Annotated in this window: 16 protein-coding genes; 9 read left to right on the top strand and 7 right to left on the bottom strand. The window is 59.9% G+C overall.

All coding sequences use genetic code 11. The features are described 5' to 3' along the window. Nucleotides 1-368 precede the first annotated feature (368 nt). Complete coding sequence (locus BLU48_RS14440; protein ID WP_057024204.1) at nt 369-1,022, bottom strand: YceH family protein; 654 nt, start codon at nt 1,020-1,022, stop codon at nt 369-371. A 116-nt stretch (nt 1,023-1,138) separates the two neighbouring features. On the opposite strand from BLU48_RS14440, the gene BLU48_RS14435 reads away from it, so the two are divergent. After that, nucleotides 1,139-1,648, top strand: a complete 510-nt coding sequence (locus BLU48_RS14435; RefSeq protein WP_057024203.1) for a DUF1993 domain-containing protein — start codon at nt 1,139-1,141, stop codon at nt 1,646-1,648. A gap of 65 nt (nt 1,649-1,713) precedes the next feature. On the opposite strand, the gene sstT is transcribed toward BLU48_RS14435, so the two are convergent. Beyond that, on the bottom strand, nt 1,714-2,934 hold the full coding sequence (gene sstT / locus BLU48_RS14430; protein ID WP_043051751.1) for a serine/threonine transporter SstT: 1,221 nt from the start codon (nt 2,932-2,934) through the stop codon (nt 1,714-1,716). A 241-nt stretch (nt 2,935-3,175) separates the two neighbouring features. Between sstT and BLU48_RS14425 the strand changes: the two genes are divergently transcribed. Then, nucleotides 3,176-4,333, top strand: a complete 1,158-nt coding sequence (locus tag BLU48_RS14425) for an MFS transporter (protein ID WP_057024202.1) — start codon at nt 3,176-3,178, stop codon at nt 4,331-4,333. A 4-nt stretch (nt 4,334-4,337) separates the two neighbouring features. Here the strand turns inward: BLU48_RS14425 and nhaR are convergent, their stop codons facing one another. After that, the gene (gene nhaR, locus BLU48_RS14420; protein ID WP_046071964.1) at nt 4,338-5,240 is read right to left on the bottom strand and encodes a transcriptional activator NhaR; all 903 of its coding nucleotides are present in this window, start codon (nt 5,238-5,240) and stop codon (nt 4,338-4,340) included. A gap of 134 nt (nt 5,241-5,374) precedes the next feature. Here nhaR and BLU48_RS14415 point away from each other — a divergent pair, with 134 nt between their 5' ends. The 4 genes from BLU48_RS14415 to mnmH all read left to right on the top strand — a co-directional run bounded on the left by BLU48_RS14415 (nt 5,375) and on the right by mnmH (nt 8,638). Next, a complete protein-coding gene (locus BLU48_RS14415; protein WP_057024201.1) occupies nt 5,375-5,626 on the top strand; it encodes a hypothetical protein in 252 nt (83 codons plus the stop codon). 31 nt (nt 5,627-5,657) lie between these two features. Next, nucleotides 5,658-6,407, top strand: a complete 750-nt coding sequence (locus BLU48_RS14410; protein WP_034119028.1) for a TerC family protein — start codon at nt 5,658-5,660, stop codon at nt 6,405-6,407. A 93-nt stretch (nt 6,408-6,500) separates the two neighbouring features. After that, a complete protein-coding gene (gene selD / locus BLU48_RS14405) occupies nt 6,501-7,535 on the top strand; it encodes a selenide, water dikinase SelD (protein ID WP_057024200.1) in 1,035 nt (344 codons plus the stop codon). Further along, entirely contained in the window at nt 7,535-8,638 is a 1,104-nt protein-coding gene (gene mnmH / locus BLU48_RS14400) for a tRNA 2-selenouridine(34) synthase MnmH (RefSeq protein WP_057024199.1), read from the top strand. Before selD ends, mnmH begins: the two co-directional genes overlap by 1 nt. Nucleotides 8,639-9,157: 519 nt before the next feature. On the opposite strand, the gene BLU48_RS14395 is transcribed toward mnmH, so the two are convergent. Both BLU48_RS14395 and BLU48_RS14390 read right to left on the bottom strand, forming a co-directional pair. Next, a complete protein-coding gene (locus BLU48_RS14395; RefSeq protein WP_057024198.1) occupies nt 9,158-10,213 on the bottom strand; it encodes a permease in 1,056 nt (351 codons plus the stop codon). A gap of 58 nt (nt 10,214-10,271) precedes the next feature. Further along, entirely contained in the window at nt 10,272-10,973 is a 702-nt protein-coding gene (locus tag BLU48_RS14390; RefSeq protein ID WP_057024197.1) for a hypothetical protein, read from the bottom strand. A 251-nt stretch (nt 10,974-11,224) separates the two neighbouring features. Here BLU48_RS14390 and BLU48_RS14385 point away from each other — a divergent pair, with 251 nt between their 5' ends. From BLU48_RS14385 to hemB, 3 genes are all read left to right on the top strand, one after another. Continuing rightward, on the top strand, nt 11,225-11,923 hold the full coding sequence (locus tag BLU48_RS14385) for a glutathione S-transferase N-terminal domain-containing protein (protein ID WP_057024196.1): 699 nt from the start codon (nt 11,225-11,227) through the stop codon (nt 11,921-11,923). Between the two features lie 3 nt (nt 11,924-11,926). Further along, entirely contained in the window at nt 11,927-12,769 is an 843-nt protein-coding gene (locus tag BLU48_RS14380; protein ID WP_057024195.1) for a PhzF family phenazine biosynthesis protein, read from the top strand. Nucleotides 12,770-12,886: 117 nt separating this feature from the next. Next, nucleotides 12,887-13,861: a porphobilinogen synthase gene (hemB, locus tag BLU48_RS14375; RefSeq protein WP_057024194.1), complete on the top strand. Its 975-nt coding sequence runs from the start codon at nt 12,887-12,889 to the stop codon at nt 13,859-13,861. 80 nt (nt 13,862-13,941) lie between these two features. Here the strand turns inward: hemB and BLU48_RS14370 are convergent, their stop codons facing one another. Then, a complete protein-coding gene (locus tag BLU48_RS14370; RefSeq protein ID WP_057024193.1) occupies nt 13,942-14,271 on the bottom strand; it encodes a hypothetical protein in 330 nt (109 codons plus the stop codon). Next, on the bottom strand, nt 14,268-18,920 hold the full coding sequence (locus BLU48_RS14365) for an RHS repeat-associated core domain-containing protein (RefSeq protein WP_231989046.1): 4,653 nt from the start codon (nt 18,918-18,920) through the stop codon (nt 14,268-14,270). The genes BLU48_RS14370 and BLU48_RS14365 overlap by 4 nt, the downstream gene beginning before the upstream one ends. Nucleotides 18,921-19,104 lie beyond the last annotated feature (184 nt).

Here is a 19,104-nt window from a genome sequence, read left to right as displayed (position 1 = left end):
ACTTTTGGAAGGACCGGAATGCCGGCCCAGCCAAAAGTAAGCAAAAGGTCCTCGCCCCACCACTCGGCACCTCGCCCAGGCTCGGTGTGCCCGTAATCCGCCATTGATTTGGGGGGCCGCCGCCACGCGCCATCCATGGCGCGGGGGCGGCTAAACCGGCATCCCTGCCGGTTTACCCCCCAAATCCCTGTCGAATTCCGGCCAGCGTGGTTTAACGGGGCGCCTAAGATCAACAGCAGATCAAGATCAAGAGCGGCTCGCTGCGCATCGTGGTTACTGACGGTCGCTACGTCAGAGTTGTGTAGATACCCATGCTCATCGCGAGCAAGTCGAATCGTCGCACCACCCCTCCCACATTTTTTACTGTGTCAGGCCTGTTCCAGTTGTACCAGGCGTTCTTCCAATGCTGCAATCCGGGCTTCCAGTTCTTCGATACGTTCCAATGGGACTGAGCTGCCAGGCCCACGCTCCACCGGACTGCCCCGCGCCGTGAGTATCGCCTCGATATCCGCCGGGTCTCCCAACGCATGGGTATACCGGTCTTCCCGCTGTCCCGCCTGACGCGGCACCAGCAACGCCAACCCCCGCGCTATCAGGCGTTCGAGTTGATGCACGACCTGCTCGGCATCCTCGAAATCATGCATGCGCCCGCTGCGGGTCAGCAGCTCATTGACCGTCTGCGGCCCGCGCAGGAACAGCAGCCCGGTCAAGATCACCTGGGCCGGCACCAGTTCCAAGGCCTTGTCCACACGGTGTTCCCAGCGGTCGGCGCGGCTGCCCATCACCAGGCGGGTAAAGCCTTGGCCTTCCAGCGCACGCAGGCTCTGGCCGACCTGACCTTGGCTGAGGTTCATCACCGGTTCGCGGCTGGTCTTCTGGTTGCAGGCCAGCACCAGGGCGTTGAGGGTCAGTGGGTAGGTTTCCGGGTTGGTTGCCTGTTTCTCGATCAGGCAGCCCAGGACGCGGATTTCCGTGCTGTTCAGGCGCGGCTCAGGGGTGTCGGTGTCGTGCTCGGCGGTCATCGCGCTTTCCCTATGCAGTGAAGGTCACCAGCGTAATCCTCAAAAAATAAAAGACAAGCGCCGGGCATGGCTATAATCGCCGCTGGTTCCAACCCTGCCATTACCGTGAGACTGCCATGACTATTTCCCTGTACGCCGCTTCTATCCCAGTCTTCAAGCAAATGCTCACCGCCCTGAGCGGTGTGTTGACCAAGGCCGAAGCCCACGCCGCCGCCAGGAACATCGAGCCGAACGCCTTGCTGCAAGCCCGTCTGTTCCCTGACATGTTCCAGCTGGTGCGCCAGGTGCAGATCGCCGTCGACTTTGCCAAAGGCGTTTCCGCCCGCCTGGCCGAGATCGAAGTACCCAAATATGAAGACAGCGAAGTCACCTTCGCCGACCTGCAAGCGCTGATCGCCAAGGTCCTGGCGTTCGTCGACACCATCAAACCCGAGCAGATCGATGGCAAGGAAGGTATCGAGATCGTCACCCGCCCTGGTACTCCAAAGGAGAAACGCTTCAGCGGCCAGTCCTACCTGTTGACCTACGGCCTGCCGCAGTTCTTCTTCCACGTCACCAACGCTTACGCCTTGCTGCGTCATAACGGTGTGGAAGTGGGCAAGCGCGATTACATGGGCGCTTTTTAAGCCGCCACAAAAAAGCCCGGGAGCGTTCATCCATGAACCGTCCCGGGCTTTTTCATGTCTGCTGTTTAAGCCGGCTGTTCTTCCTTGCCCAAACACGCCGCCGCAGTAAACAGCACATCGGTCGAGGAGTTAAGCGCAGTTTCCGCCGAATCCTGCAGCACACCGATGATGAAACCGACGGCCACTACCTGCATGGCGATTTCACTTGGAATGCCGAACAGGCTGCACGCCAGCGGGATGAGCAGCAGCGAACCACCCGCCACCCCAGACGCACCACATGCACACACCGCGGCAACCACGCTGAGCAGTACGGCGGTCGGCAGGTCCACGGCAATCCCGAGGGTGTGCACGGCCGCCAGGGTCAGTACGGTGATGGTGATCGCGGCACCGGCCATATTGATGGTGGCGCCGAGTGGGATAGATACCGAGTAGGTGTCTTCATGCAGGCCCAGGCGTTTGCTCAGCGCCAGGTTGACCGGAATGTTCGCCGCCGAACTGCGGGTAAAAAATGCGGTGATGCCGCTTTCACGCAGGCACATCAGCACCAGCGGGTAAGGGTTGCGGCGTAGCTTCCAGAACACGATGGCAGGGTTGATCACCAGCGCCACGAATAGCATGCAGCCGATCAGGACCACCAGCAGGTGGGCGTAGCCGAGCAGCGCGCCAAAGCCGGAAGTGGCCAGGGTCGAGGCCACCAGGCCAAAGATGCCCAGCGGGGCGAAGCGGATCACCACACGCACGATCAGGGTCACGCCGTTGGACAGGTCGTCCAATACCGTACGGGTGGTTTCGCCGGCATGGCGAATGGCGATGCCCATGCCGATGGCCCAGGCCAGGATGCCGATGAAGTTGGCGTTCATCAGCGCGCTGATCGGGTTATCCACCACGCTGAGCAGCAGGCTTTGCAACACTTCGCCAATGCCGCCGGGAGCGCTCACTGTGGCGTCATGGGTGGCGAGGACCAGGGAGGAGGGGAACAGGGTGCTGGCCACCACTGCAACCACGGCGGCGGCAAAGGTGCCGAGCAGATACAGAAACAGGATCGGGCGGATATGGGTTTCCTGGCCGTGTTTATGGTTGGCGATCGAGGCCATTACCAGCACAAACACCAGGATCGGCGCGACCGCCTTCAGTGCAGTGACAAACACCTTGCCGATAAAGCCGGTGGCGCGGGCAGCCTCGGGTAATAACAAGGCCAGCACGATCCCGGCGATCAGGCCGATGACGATTTGGGTGACCAGGCTGACGCGCATTAGACGTTGCAACAGGGAAGGGGCAGCAGTCATAAAGAGTTGTCTCTAGTTTTTTTAGTTGGGTACAGCATTGCAAGCAGAAAGTACTGTAGGAAGTAGGCGCGAAGTCTAACATGCTGTACGAAACGTCTTGTTCGCTGCGGCATTCCGTCACCCGCGCCCGTCGAGCTTGGCCAAACCCGGACATATCCTGTTAATATTCACCCCTCTCATCTTTCCTCTCCGTCAGCGGGCCCCCAGGGCTGTCGTTGATGTCGTCGTTTCTGGAGTTTCCATGTTGTTCCCTATCCTGCTGCTGTCGGCTGCCGGTTTTACCGTGCTGACCACAGAATTTGTCATCGTCGGCCTGTTGCCGTCGATTGCCCGGGACCTGAATGTCAGTGTGTCCCAGGCTGGGCTGCTGGTGACGCTGTTTGCATTTACCGTGGCGGCGTTCGGTCCCTTTCTGACCGCGTACTGCGCACGATTCCAGCGCAAGCGCTTGTTTATCAGCATCCTGATCATGTTCGCGGTGGCCAATACCGTGGCGGCATTGGCGCCCAATATCTGGATAATGTCCCTGGCCCGTTTGATTCCTGCCTTGGGGCTGCCGGTGTTCTGGGCCTTGGCCAGCGAAACGGCGGTAGATATCGTCGGCCCGGAGTTCGCCGGGCGTGCGATTGAAAAAATCGGCTTCGGCATCGTCTGCGCCACGGTGTTCGGCATTCCGGTGGGTACGCTGATTTCCGATATGTTCGGCTGGCGCAGTGCGTTCGCCGTGCTCGCGGTGATTGCCCTGGCCAAAGCGTTGCTGCTGTTTATCTACTTGCCGGTTACCCGGGCAAAGAACGAGCAGGTCACCTTGCGCTCACAATTCAAGATCCTGCGCAGCCCGGTGATGCAGGGGCATATCCTGTTATCGATCCTGGTGTTCAGCGGCATGTTCACCGCTTACACCTACCTGGCGGATATCCTTGAGCGCCTGGCCGGGTTCGACGGTACGCTGGTGGGTTGGTGCCTGATGGGCTTTGGCGCAGTCGGGCTGATCGGCAACTCTCTGGGCGGGCGCGCCGTGGATCGTCACCCGTTGATCGCATCCATGGTGTTCTGCGGGTTCATGATCGCGGGCATGGTGGCAGTGGTGCCGGCGATTCATTCGACTATAGGCCTGGCGGCAGCGATGGCGGTGTGGGGCGTAACCCAGGCGGCGATGTTCCTGGTCAGCCATGTGCGGTTGATGAAGGCCGCGCCCCATGCGCCGGCGTTTGCCGCATCGCTGAATATCGCCGGCGCCAACCTCGGCATCGGTCTGGGCGCGATGGTCGGTGGGCATGTCATCGATACCTTGGGCCTGGGCAGCCTGGGGTTTGCCGCTTCGGGCTTCATCCTGGTATCGATCCTGCTGGCGATGTGGCTGATGACGGCCAAGCAATCGGTCGCCCCCAGCGCCTGATGGATCAGGGCAGGGCGGTAAACAACTCCCTTCGGGCACCTTCGGTAATTGCCACGATGCCAGGGTGCTTGACCTTGCGCTCCACCGAAATTGCATAGAACGACTCGGTCACCGCATCGGTCTGACCGATCAGGGCCACGCCGTATTGGCGTACCACTTCGTCGGCGATCACGCTGGGGGCAATAAAGATCCCACTGCCGGATTGTCCGAACGCCTGCATCAGCGCACTGTCGTCGAACTCGCCGATGATGCGGGGCTGAACCTGCTGCTCGGCAAACCAGCGCTGCAAGCGGCTGCGCACCACCGTTTCCGCCCCCGGAATCAATAGCGGTGCGCCCTGTAAACACTGTGGGAAATCACCGCCATATTGGTCAGCCAACGCCTGGGTGGCGAAAAAACTGATACCGCATTCCCCCAGCTTCTGGCTGTAGCCCTTGATGTCCAGATGCGTGGGCATGGGGCTGTCGGAAATCACCAGGTCCAGGCGCTGGATCGCCAGGTCGGCCAATAAACGTTCGAGTTTATCTTCACGGCAGGTGATGCGGATCGGTTCGCTCAGTTCCATGGTCGGTGCGATCAACCGGTAGACAATGGACTTGGGTACCACATCCGCCACCCCGACCCGGAACGGAATCTGTTGTTCATCGGGCTGGGCTCGCAGCATCGCCTCCAGTTCATTGCCGGTCTGGAACATCTGCTCGGCGTAGGGCAGGGCCTGGCGCCCGGCTTCGGTCAGCTCAAGCTGGCGCCCTACACGCTGGAACAGCGCAATGCCGAAGGTGTGTTCCAGCAGGCTGATCTGCCCGCTGATGGTCTGGGGCGTAAGGTTCAACTGCTCGCAGGCGCGCACGATGCTGCCGGTCTTGGCTACCACCCAGAAGTAATGCAGCTGTCGATAATTGAGCATGACGGTCTACACTTCGCAAAAATCGAAGTATACGCGAGAAAAATACGAATTTTCCTGAACTGTTTGCCTGCATAGAATGCCTCGCTATCGAGGGGCCACCATTGGGCCCTAATGGTTCTAACGAGGAATACATCATGAAACTCAATTCCCTGGGCGCGGCGTCGTTGCTTGCGCTTTCATTGGTAATGATCAGTGGCTGTGATCAGGTCGAGAAAAGCGCGCAACAGGTGTTGGGCAAAGCCACCGAATCGGCCAAGCAGGCCATCGACGACACCCAGAAGGCCGCCGAACAGGCATTGAGCGAAGCGACCCAGGGCTTGATCAGTCCTGAGAAGCAGGAAAAAGACGCCGAAAACAACGCTGAATCCCACACCCAAGAAACCTAATTTCCCAGCACCACCACGTCAGGACTGACCTATGGATTACCTTTTACAACTGGCCGCCAGCCCCACCGCCTGGGTGGCCCTGGCCACCTTGATCGTCATGGAAATCGTGCTGGGCATCGATAACCTGATCTTCATCTCGATCCTCACCAACAAATTGCCCGAGAAGCATCGGGCCAAGGCGCGACGCATCGGTATCAGCATGGCGTTGATCCTGCGCCTGGGCCTGTTGAGCACCATCGCCTTCATCGTGCAACTGACGGCGCCGGTATTCGAAGTGTTCGGCCAGGCGTTTTCGTGGAAAGACATGATCCTGATCGCCGGTGGCCTGTTCCTGGTCTGGAAGGCAACCACCGAGATCCATCACAGCATGGACCCGGAACCCGAAGAGAAGGCCACCGTCAGCAACGGTGTGACCATCGGCTTTGCCGCGGCCATCGGCCAGATCCTGATGCTCGACCTGGTGTTCTCCATCGACAGCATCATCACCGCCGTGGGGATGACCGAGCACTTGCCGATCATGATCATCGCCGTGGTGGTCTCGGTGATTGTGATGCTGGTGGCGGCCGAACCTTTGGCCAAGTTCATCAATAACAACCCGACGGTGGTGATGCTCGCCCTGGGCTTCCTGATCATGATCGGTATGACGCTGATCGCTGAAGGCTTCGGCGCCCATGTACCTAAAGGCTACGTGTATGCGGCCATGGCGTTCTCGGCGGCGATCGAATGCCTGAACATCGCCCGGCGTAACCGGCACGCACGATTGCTTGCTGCCCGGCAGTAACGCTTGACCTCAAAAGCCAGCCGCGTTCATTAGAGCGCGGTTGGCTTTTGGCTATCTGGTAGAATTCTCCTACACGATAGTAAGAGGTTTTCCATGAGCGATCAGATTCGACTTACGCAGTACAGCCATGGTGCGGGTTGCGGTTGCAAGATCTCGCCCCAGGTGTTGGAAGTGATTCTGGCCGGTAGCGGCGCACAAAACCTCGATCCCAACCTCTGGGTGGGCAACGCCTCACGCGATGATGCGGCGGTATACGCCATCGACGACGAGCGCGGCGTGGTATCCACCACCGATTTTTTCATGCCGATCGTCGACGACCCCTTCGACTTCGGCCGAATCGCCGCCACCAACGCCATCAGCGACATCTACGCCATGGGCGGCGACCCCTTGATGGCCATCGCCATTCTCGGCTGGCCGGTCAATGTGCTGGCGCCCGAGATTGCCCGCGAAGTAATCCGTGGTGGTCGTGCTGTATGCGACGCTGCGGGCATTCCATTGGCGGGTGGGCATTCGATCGATGCGCCGGAACCAATCTTCGGACTGGCCGTGACCGGCATCGTGCAAAAACGCCATATGAAGCGTAACGACACCGCCACTGCCGGCTGCCGCCTGTACCTGACCAAACCCTTGGGCATCGGCATCCTCACCACCGCCGAAAAGAAGGGCAAGTTGCGCGAGGCCGATATCGGCCTGGCCCGTGACTGGATGTGCACCCTCAACAAACCCGGCAGCCGCTTTGGCAAGTTGGCGGGTGTGATGGCCATGACCGATGTCACCGGTTTCGGCCTGCTTGGTCACTTGGTGGAAATGGCCGACGGCAGCGGCCTGACGGCCCGCATTGAATATGCAAAAGTCCCTCGCCTGCCTGGGGTTGAGTACTACCTGGACCAAGGCTGCGTACCCGGTGGTACCTTGCGCAACTTCGACAGCTACGCCAGCAAGCTCGGCCGTGTGCAGGAGTTGCACAAGCGCGTGCTGTGCGACCCGCAGACCAGCGGTGGCCTGCTGGTCGCTGTCACTCCAGAAGGCGACGCCGAGTTCCACGCGGTGGCCGCCGAGCTCGGCCTGGCCCTTGAGCCTATCGGCGAATTGTTTGAGCGACAGAGCAACGCGGTAGAGGTGGTTTGATGGCGGCTGACATCACCGATTACCGCGACATCTTCCTCAACGACCGGCCGATGATGGATACCCGCGCACCGGTCGAGTTCAACAAGGGTGCCTTCCCAGGGGTGCTTAACCTGCCGCTGATGAACGATGATGAGCGTCAGCGGGTCGGCACCTGTTACAAGCAGCAGGGCCAGCAAGCGGCGATTGTATTGGGGCATGAGCTGGTGTCCGGGGCGACTAAGGCCAAGCGCATCGAGCAGTGGGCGCACTTTGCCCAGGCTAATCCCGGCGGCTACCTGTACTGCTTCCGTGGCGGGCTGCGTTCGCAGATCGTGCAGCAATGGTTGAAAACCGAAGCAGGCATTGACTATCCCCGCGTGGGTGGTGGCTACAAGGCCATGCGTGCTTTTCTGCTGGAGACCCTGGAGCAGGCGACCAGCCAGTGTGATTTCGTGCTGCTTGGCGGCATGACCGGCACTGGCAAAACCGAAGTGCTTGGCCAACTGCGCAACGCCCTGGACCTGGAAGGCCATGCCAATCATCGTGGTTCCAGCTTCGGCAAGCGCGCCACGTCGCAACCGTCGAATATCGACTTTGAGAACCGCCTGGCGGTGGACTTGTTGAAGAAACGTGCACGCGGCATCGAGCAGTTTGTGGTCGAGGATGAGAGCCGCATGATCGGCAGTTGCGCCTTGCCCTTGCCGTTGCACAAGAGCATGCAGACATTTTCGATGGTGTGGCTGGAAGACAGCGTCGAGGGCCGCGTCGAGCGCATCCTGGGTGATTACGTGGTGAACCTTTGCGCCGAGTTCATCGAGATGTTTGGTGAAACCGGCCAGGCGTTATTCGCCGAGCGCCTGACCCAGAGCCTGGCCAATATCCACAAGCGTCTGGGCGGTGAGCGTTTCCAACGGTTACAGGCCGTCTTGCAGGACGCTCTGGCGGAGCAGGCGCGAACTGGCGCCGTGGATCTGCACCGGGTGTGGATTGAAGGATTGCTGCGCGAATACTACGACCCGATGTACGCGTTCCAGCGTGAAAAGAAAGGCGCACGGATCGAGTTCGTCGGCGAGCAGGCAGCAGTGGTGGAGTATTTGCGTGAGCGCAGCGGACGACGAGGTTGATAAGTGAATTTCAAGGGCCTCTTCGCGAGCAAGCCCGCTCCCACATGTTGATTGGTGAACATCGTCAAAATGTGGGAGGGGGCTTGCCCCCGATGGCGGCCTGACAGCCGACCAGAATGTTGGATCAGACCGAGTACATATCCGTTATTTGGGCAACGGCCACTATTGGTTCCGCTTTTACAGCGGGTCACTTTGAAAAGCGCAAAGTAACCAAACGCTCTTGCCCCACCACTCGGCACCTCGCCCAGGCTCGGTGTGCCCGTAATCCGACATGGATTTGGGGGGGCGCCGCCACGCGCCATCCATGGCGCGGGGCGGCTAAACCGGCATCCCTGCCGGTTTACCCCCCAAATCCCTGTCGAATTCCGGCCAGCGTGGTTTAACGGGGCGCCTAAGATCAAGATCAAAAGCAGATCAAGATCAAGAGCGGCTCGCTTCGCATCGTGGTTACTGACGGTCGCTACGTCAGAGTTGTGTAGATACCCATGCCCCAACAGGGCCCTCAGCCTTAGCGCATCCCTAAAGAATCACCGCCCCAATCAACCCGCACACCACCCCCACCAGCATGGTCAACCCGGCCACCGTCACCAGCACCCGCGCATCGAAATCCTTGCGCAGCATCAACAGCGACGGCAGGCTCACGCTTGGCAGGGTCATCAGCAAGGCCACGGCCGGGCCGGTGCCCATGCCCAGGGTCATCATGGTTTGTACGATAGGGATCTCTGCCGCCGTAGGAATCACGAACAGTGTGCCGACAATCGCCAGCGGCACCAGCCATACCAGGCTGTCGGTCATCGCCCCGTCCACGTGGGGGAACAGCCACACCCGTGCCGCGCCGAGGATCAGCACCGCCAGGATGTACACCGGGATGGTGCTCCAGAACAACTGCCATAGGGTGCGCAGCCAGCGCACCAGGAACGGTTGCGATTCCACGGTACTGACTTCGGCGACGGCTTCCAGTGCCGCCTCCGGTACCTGCTCCGGGCGCGCAATACGTTGCGCCACCAGGGACACTCCCACCACCAGCACAACCCCCGCCACCAGCCGCAGCGCGGTGAAGTCCCAGCCCAATACGAAGCCCATGAACACCAGGGTGGCCGGGTTCAACACCGGGTTGGCAATCCAGAATGCCAGCGCCGCGCCGACCGACACTTGCTGGCGCCGCATGCCTGCCGCGACCGGAGCCGCGCAGCAACTGCACATCATCCCCGGCAGGGCGAACAGCCCGCCGCGCAGGGTCGAGCCCAGGCCGGCACGACCGAACAGGCGCAGCAGCCAATCGCGAGGGATCAGCACCTGCAGCAACGAACCGAGGATCACTGCCAGCACCGCGGCTTTCCAGATCGCCAGGAAATACACCTGGGCATAGGCCAGCGCCGCCGCCAGGGGCGAGCTTTGCTGGTCATTGAGAATCGAGGCACCGATGCTGTGGTTGTCGGCTGCTACAAACGCCTTGAGGTAATAGGGCGACCATTTCACGTAGTAGAGGCCGATGCAGGCCACCAGGAGAAACAGCGCTGGTTTCCACCAGAACGACCAGCCCCGGCGGGGCTGGGTGGAAGCGAGGTTGGACATGGAGAGAATCCGCAGGTGAGTCAATAGCCGGGCATCATACGCCCCTGCGGCCCAAGCTTCAGATATCTGTACTGACCTGGGTCGGATCCGGACAGCTTTCCTCGCCGTTGTTCAACCCCTGCTTATAGTTGCGGCTGAGCAGCGAGGCCTTACCGTTGTGCCAGGTCAGTGTCAGCACGTAGAGCGAGTCATAGTCATTGCCGGACCAGTCTTCGGTGATGGTGTGCTTTTCGCCGACGGCTTCGCTGGCGACCTTGTTGATCAGTTCCGGCAGGTAGCCGTGGGACCAGGCGGTGTAGATCGTCGCGTTGTGATACTTGTCTTCAACCAGTTCGTCGGCGAGGGCGCTGGTGTCATTTGCCGAAAACTTGATATTCACCGGCAGGCCGAGCTTGATGGCGCTGGGGCTGATGGTCATCAGCGGACGAATGTAGCTGTAGGAATTATCCAGCTCGCCTTCCTCGACATTGCGCGTCGGGTTGGCCGCAAACACGTAGTTGGCTTTGCCGAATTTTTCCGGCAGCACCGTGGCCAGGTTCATGGCGCGGTTCAGGCCCTGGCAATTGAGCTGGCCCAGACCGCCGGCCGGTTTTTCGCCGTGGCGCAGGAATACCAGGGTTTGCACGCCGTCCACGGGTTGCGCACGGCTTTCACGGGCATCGAGGACGGTGACGATGGCCGCGCTGACCAGCAGCAGCGGTAACATCATGTATGAATAACGTTTGAGTCGTTGCACGAGGCGCAGAGGCTTGATCTTCATTATAGGTTCGAGTCTTCATGCGTCGGATTAAGGCGGACAAGCCCGGCCCCAGCGACGCTGAAAGCGTCCTGCGGTGTTCCCTGTCGATATAGCAAGGTGCCTCCATTCACCCTTCGGGCGCACTTAAGAGTGCATTCAGGCGCTTTGGTTCGCCACTCGGGATACTAACCGGGGAATGTTGCGCAACGATGACCCATGCACGACAACGGGGGGATGACTATCATGAGGCTTTTCCGTCCAGGGATTCTTCAATGAATGCACTTGCCGCTTTCCCGATCAACAGTAAATGGCCCGCCCAGCATCCGGAACGTTTGCAGCTGTATTCGTTACCCACGCCCAACGGCGTCAAGGTGTCGATCATGCTCGAAGAACTGGGCCTGCCCTATGAGGCGCACAAGGTCAGTTTCGACACCCATGACCAGCTGTCCCCCGAGTTCCTGTCCCTGAACCCCAACAACAAGATCCCCGCGATCATTGACCCCAATGGCCCGGGTGGGCAGCCGCTGGCGTTGTTCGAGTCCGGCGCAATCCTGATCTACCTGGCGGAAAAAACCAGCCAGTTGCTCTCCGAAGACCCGGCCACCCGTTATGAAACCCTGCAATGGCTGATGTTCCAGATGGCCGGGATCGGCCCGATGTTTGGCCAGCTAGGCTTCTTCAACAAGTTCGCCGGCAAGGCTTATGAAGACAAGCGCCCGCGGGACCGTTACGCCGCCGAATCCCGGCGCTTGCTGCAAGTATTGGAAAAACGCCTGTTGGGCCGCACCTGGATCATGGGTGACGACTACAGCATCGCCGACATCGCCACCTTCCCCTGGATCCGCAACCTGATCGGCTTCTATGAGTCCGGCGACCTGGTGGGCATCGCTGATTTCCCTAACGTACTGCGCGCGTTGGACGGCTTCGTCGCACGTCCAGCAGTGATCCGTGGCCTGAACATTCCGAGCTGACGCATGCCGACTTTCGATTTTAAACAACTGGACGTCTTCAGCGAAGTGTCTCTCAAGGGCAACCCGCTGGCCGTGGTGCTCGGCGCCGACAGCCTTACCGACAAGCAAATGGCCGACTTCGCCAATTGGACCAACCTCAGCGAAACCACGTTTTTACTGACGCCTCGCGATCCGCGGGCCGATTACCGGGTAAGAATCTTCACCACCCTCAAGGAGCTGCCATTCGCCGGGCATCCCACGTTGGGCAGTTGCCACGCGTGGCTGCAAGCCGGCGGCGTGCCGCATGGGGATGAAATCATCCAGGAATGTGAAATCGGCTTGGTGCGTATCCGCCGCCAAGGTAACGAGCTGGCATTTATCGCGCCGCCGTTGTTGCGTGCCGGGCCATTGGATGCGCCGTTGCTGGAGCGTGTGCGCCTGGCCTTGGGCCTGGCGCCCGAGGCCATTGTGCGCAGCCAGTGGGTCGACAATGGTGCCGGTTGGCTGGCGGTGATGTTGGATGATCGTGATGCGGTGCTGGGCCTGCAGCCGGATTATTCACAATTGCAGGGGCTGGCCGTGGGGGTGATCGCCCCCTGTGACCCGGCACGTGACGCAATAGACGCACACTTTGAAGTGCGTGCCTTTGTCGCCGGCGACGGCGCCCCTGAAGACCCGGCCACTGGCAGCCTGAATGCCGGTGTGGCGCAATGGCTGCTGGCCGAGGGCCTGGCGCCCAACCGCTACGTGGTCAGCCAAGGCACGGCCATGGGGCGGGCGGGGCGTATTCACATCGAGCGCCAGGGTGATGAAGTCTGGGTAGGTGGCGCCGTGGCAGTGTGCATCGAAGGGCGACTACAGCTCTAGATCAATGAATTGTTACGTGCCTGGCAATACACTATTGGTCCCTTGGCATTTGTGTTGCCGGGACTTGGGGGCATAAGCTTTGGCCCCAAAGATTTCAGCCATTTTTTCAGGAAAGCCATGACCAGTCAGTTCCCCCAAGCCCGCCCACGCCGCCTGCGCCGTTCCCCGGAGCTGCGTGGCTTGTTCCAGGAAAGCGAATTCACCCTTAACGATTTGGTGTTGCCGATTTTCGTCGAAGAAGAAATCGACGACTTCGTGCCGATCACCAGCATGCCGGGTGTGTTGCGTATCCCTGAGAAGAAACTGGCCGGCGAGATCGAGCGTTACGCCCGTGCCGGCATCAAGTCGGTGATGACCTTCGGCGTGTCCCACCATCTGGACGCCAGCGGCAGCGACACCTGGAAAGAACAGGGCCTGGTTTCGCGGATGTCCTCGATCATCAAGGACGCGGTGCCGGAAATGATCGTGATGTCCGACACCTGCTTCTGCGAATACACCGACCATGGCCACTGCGGCGTGATGCACGGCGCTCATGTGGACAATGACGCGACCCTGGTCAACCTCGGCAAACAAGCCGTGGCCGCTGCCCGCGCCGGTGCTGATGTGATTGCCCCATCGGCCGCCATGGACGGCCAGGTCCAGGCCATCCGTCGCGCCCTGGATGAAGCCGGTTTCACTCATATCCCGATCATGGCCTACTCCACCAAATTCGCCTCGGCCCTCTACGGCCCATTCCGCGAAGCCGGTGGCAGCGCCCTCAAGGGCGACCGCAAAAGCTACCAGATGAACCCGATGAACCGCCGCGAAGCCGTGCGCGAATCGCTGCTCGACGAACAGGAAGGGGCCGACGCACTGATGGTCAAGCCAGCCGGCGCCTACCTCGACATCATCCGCGACATCCGCGAGGCTTCACGCCTGCCAGTGGCGGCGTATCAGGTGAGCGGTGAGTACGCGATGATAAAATTTGGCGCACAGGCCGGGGCGATTGATGAGGACCGGGTGGTGCGCGAGACCTTGGGGTCGATCAAGCGGGCGGGGGCGGATTTGATTTTTACTTACTTCGCTATGGACTTGGCGTTGGCGGGGATCTAACGGCGCCGTTTATCCCCTGTGGTGAGTGGGTTTGCTTTTCACAGGGGCGAGCTTGCGCAGATACACTTCGTTAGACGTTATCAAGCGATCAACGAAGTGGTGGTTTTTTGAAGTTTTGTATTAATCGATTCTTGAGCGAGCAGCAGCAGCTCGCTTAGTGTACTAATTGATTGTGCGGTAAGTTTTAAAGTGGGACAGTCCCATTCATAGTCTTTAATAACCTTTATTTGAAAATGCCCTTTTGCATCGAATGAAGGATACCAACCTACATCAATAAGAAAGCCGTCTGGATATTCAACCTGAAGCATGTCCTCCTTTAGGTTGTGGGCTTGGTGCTCAATCCCGGAATTCTGCAGTATCGATAGCTCATCGTAAGTGATTTTGCCTTTCAGGAAATCTAACGAGATCATTTGGTTAACCTCCGAAATTCTCTTTCTGAAATAGGGTGGCCGTGAATGGTTTTTGCACTCAATTCTATGCGTATCCAGCGGCTGGATGCTCCTTCGCTGGCCCCAATGCTCTCAGAGTACTCCATCACTTTCCAAGGTTTTCCATTAGTAGTCGCTCTGCCATTTTTATAGGCTTCTCTTTCCAGATTTTCAATGTTTATACCCGGTTTGTACTTTGCCGGGCCGGACTTTGTTGTTGCCAAAATATCTTTCCAAGGCATTTTCTTAGACGGGCTGTGCTTATAACCATGAGCGGTCCACTGAATTTCTTCAGGAGCAGGCAGCGTCGGCTGGCTGTCTTTGGTTTTTGCACTGGTTGTAGGATCTTCGACGCCTTCAGCGGGACCGCATTCACCAGGGCATCTACTCAGGCCAAGTGGATCAATCCAGCCAGTAGGATTGGGCACGTACTGGTACCCATTGATCCCACCGGCCAACTTCACCGGATCCGGCGTCAGGTAGCGACCAATATCCGGATTGTAGTAGCGATGGCGGTTGTAGTGCAGCCCGCTTTCCTGATCGAAATACTGCCCTTGGAAACGCAGTGGATTGTCGATCTTGCCTACGTCGAGCCGGGCGATCTGGCCGTAGGCTCGATAGTGGGCGGACCAGACGATTTCGCCTTCGGGCGTGGTGAGTTCCTGCGGCGTGCCAAGGTGGTCGAGCTGGTAGTGGTAGGGGGTTGTGGCTTGTGGTCCGAAGCCTTCCAGCAGTGCCAGTGGACGGAAGCTGCCGGGCTCGTAGATGTAGCTGCGGTGGCGGTCCGCATGATGCTCGGCAATCAGCTTGTCGCCTTGCCAGAAAAACTCGGTGGTCTTGCCGTCCACGGTCTTGCTGATGCGCCGCCCAAAGGGGTCATAGCGGTAACTGGCGGTTTCGCCGTTGGGCTTCGTCACGCTGATCAGCCGATGCTGGCAGTCGTAGCGGTATTCAGTGACGAGTTGTTGGCCCTTGCCGCGTCGTTCGCGGATCAGGTTGCCGAAGGCGTCGTAGTCGTAGTGGCGGTCGCCCTGGATCACCAGGCGGTTCGCCGCGACGATGTCCGGGCCGGGGCGGTCTTGCATGAGCAGGTTGCCCGCCGGGTTGTGGGCGAAGCGTTCCTGCACGTCTTGGGAATGGTCGGCGCGGGTCAGGCGGGCGAGGGGGTCGTAGTGGTAGCGGTGTTCGCCTTTGCGGGTGTCGAGCAGGCGGGTGAGGTTGCCGCTTTTGTCGTAGTCGTATTGGCGCTGGTAGCGGTGGTTTTGGTGTTGGGTGATGGCGTGGGCGTGCAGGCGGTGCTGGTCGTCGTAGTGGTAGTGGCTGAGCAGCTGGCCTTGTTGGCGTTGGTGTTCACGACCGGCACGGAAGAGGTGTGAGGTGAGCACTTCGCCGTTGAGCTCGACGGTGGCGAGGTGACCGCCTTTGTCGTGGTTGAAGGTGAGGCGGTTATTGTCCGGCAGGCGCAGGTTTTGTAGCTGGCCGCAGGCGTCGTAGCCGTAGCGCAAGGTGCCCCAGCCTTGGTGCTCGGCGACGAGGCGGTTTTGCTGGTCGTATTCGTAGGCCAGGGCCCAGTGGCCGTCTTCGACGCTGAGGAGGTTGCCTTGGCGGTCGTAGGCATAATCGACCACGCTGCCATCGGGCAGAGCTTTTCGGACAAGACGCCCGGCGTGGTCGCGCTCGTAGCGGGTAATGAGCTGACTGCCGTCGTCGCCGTATTCGGTCTTTTCCTGCAGGTTGCCGTTGAGGTCGTAGGCGTAGGCGGTGCGCTGGCCGTCGAAGCCGGTTTCCTGCTGGAGCAGGCCGTTGGGGTGATAGGTGAGCTGGTAGGTTTCGCCGACTTCGTTTTCGATTTCGGTGAGCAGTAAGCGAACGTTGTCGTAGCGATACTTGACCTGGGTGCCGTCGGCATTGATGCGGCGGCTGATCAGGTGCAGGCCGTCGGCGTATTCGTAGTGGGTGACGTGGCCGAGTTCATCGCGTTCGGCGATGATTTTGCCGTAGGGGTTGTAGCTGAATTCTCGTGTGGCGCCGCCTGGCAAGACGAGGCGAATCAAGCGCCCGACGCTGTCCCACTGATACTGGGTTAGCGCGCCATATTCATCCTCACACGCTACTTGCCGCCCTAGATCGTCATAGCGATAGCGCTTGATCCCGCCAGTGGGCAATTGCTCCTCAAGCAACTGCCCACGCTCATTCCACACCAGCCGATGACAACTGTGATCGGGGTACCAAACTCCGGTTAACTGCCCGCGTTTGTTGTAGCTGTAGTCCGTGACCTGCCCATCGGGATCGGTCCTACGCGTAACATCGCCCTGGCTATTACGCTCATATTTCCAGACCGCCTCGCCACGCCTGACAACCCGTACGAAACCATTATCATGCTCGTAGGACGTCGGCTCGTCATCCCCCGGAAACAACGCTACCAAGCGTCCGGCTTCGTCGTACTGATACGCCGTCACCGCCCCCAGCGGATCCTGCTCGACGGTCAGCCGGCCTTTTTCATCGTAGGATTTGAAGTGCTGGGCACCGTCCGGATCAATCCGCTGCACCAACCGTGCCCGGTCGTCATGGACATACGCTTCCTGGCTACCATCAGCGTTAAGCACCGTGACACGGCCGTCATCCCCCCAGGCATACCGCGTGTCCATCTGCGAAAAACTCGCCCAATGCCGGACACAGCGTGCCGCCTTACCAGAGCCTTCCCACGCCCAGAAGAAACTCGCCCCACCGGCCAACTGCCGCTCAAGAATGACGTGCTGATCGTCGTACTGATAACGCTCGCTTTCCCCGACAGCATTGGTCGCGCAAACCAGTCGTCCAGCTTCGTCATAGGCGTAGGAAACGACGTTCTGCTCGGTCTCCCAGACGTAGGGCTCGCGCCCTGTGGCGCGATGCACCTGGTAGTCCACTGCGACGATGCGGTCCAGCTCATAGCGCAACAGCAGCGAGCGACCAGAACCGTTATCCAGCCGCTCAATTCGCCCGGAAGGATCACGGCAAATGCGCAGCCGGTTGTCATACGCATCGCTGATCGAGACCAGCACACCGTCGCGAAAGTGATAGAACCGCGACGCCTGGGCCAGTACTAACTCATCAGGAGCCGAGCCCAAGTAGATCGCCGCTTCCGCCAGGCTATTGGTGATCGCGGGTCGGGCAGATGTGGGCAAGGGCAGGGTGGTCGAGCGGTTCTCATGATCAGTCCACACCACCGAATCGCCCGACACACAAAGCCTGTGCGCCAGCGCATGACTCCAGCCAAACCCCAAACCGCAATCCACATCCACCGCACTGGTGCGATACAGCCGCGCCCACTCAAACGGCAAGATCCCGTCCAGCGCACCATCGGTAAGGGTAAGCAATTCCTCCCCGGTGACCATCGACACCGGGCAGCCGTTGGTGACCGTCTTGTCCGCTGGCGCCGCCGCATCTCCCTTCGGATTGGAAGCCACGGCAGGCGCATCATCCACATGCTCCTGCCGGACCAATACCGTCTGCCGAGTCTTGTTGCGAACCACCGGCACCGAGTTCGAAACCAGCGTGTCGCCGGCCTTCAACGGCACCACCGGCACGGCCTTGACCGGTGTCGCCGAACTGCTAAGCAACACAGGCTTGGCGACCTCGACATGCGGCCCCAACCCTGGCCCCACTACTTGCTTGGCCAGCAATTCCAACAACGCTCGTGCGCGCCCGGATTTGACGTGACTGAGCACACCAGCCCCCAATCGCACCACTACGCCCATCGCACCCAAGACGCGAATCAGCAGCAGATTGATCAGGACCTCACCGGTAATTTCGCCCCACAGTTCAGCCATCTCCGGCGGCGGGAGCATGCGCATCCAGCTGACCAGCGCCGATAGATAGATAAACAACAGCGGTTCATCACTGAGCACCAGCAAGCCCTGGGCGATCGCGTCACTGCTCAGTGTCAGCAGTTCATCGAGCTCAGTTTGAGAAAGGTATTGCAGCAGTTTTTCGCTGTTGGGCTTGAGGTCCGCCAGCAGCGCCGACAGCTCGCCAATGTTGTCCCACAGGCTGTAAAGCGCCTTGACCATGCCGCTGGCAAAGGCCGCCTCCAGCAGGCGGCGCCGCTCAAGCGGGCGAGCGTCTGCGTAACTTTTCCACTGGGCTTGGAAAGTGTCGGTCCACTCTTTGCGCAGCCGGGCTTCCAGCGCTGCGATCACCGACTGGTAGGAGGCATACAGCGCCTTGAGGTGATCCTGGGAAACGTTGGGATAAAAGCTCACCCGATATTGCTGGTTGCGATCACACTCGGTGATCTCAAGGATGCCGCTCGGGCCGATGGTCTTATGGATGGGCTCGCCCAGCGGACCGCCGTTTGGATCAACGCGTTGCAGCATCACCGCCGTGTCGCCGATCGGCACGAACCGCGTGCTCTGGAACATATGCACCAGGGTCAACGTACCGTTGGCCCGGCAGGTGGCGACGGTGCTGCTGGGAAACAGGGAGCGATTGATCGGGACAACGAGCGTTACCTCATCGCCGACCTTGAACACCTGCTCAAGCTCCAGCGCCGAGAAGCTCCAGAAGCTATTGGCCCAATCGTCAAAGGTGTTCAAGCAATCGCGAAAGTCACGGAAGACGCCTTCAACGTCGACCGTTTTCACGTTCATTGGGGTCAGGGCCAGCCTGCCAATGACCGGGTTCAAGCGCCAACCCCATCAACCGGGGGCGTAACGAAAACAACCATCTGCAATCCCTCGCACTGTTCAATCAGGCGAGGGACTTTGCAGCGGTTCCCGGGGCAGGGGAGTAGAGCTTATCCGGCAGTTATGTGGGATGTTTCAGCTACGACCA

It is taken from the genome of Pseudomonas synxantha (assembly GCF_900105675.1).
In the GTDB taxonomy this organism is placed as follows: Bacteria; Pseudomonadota; Gammaproteobacteria; order Pseudomonadales; family Pseudomonadaceae; genus Aquipseudomonas; species Aquipseudomonas synxantha.
This window is presented reverse-complemented; position numbering and strand designations above follow the sequence as displayed.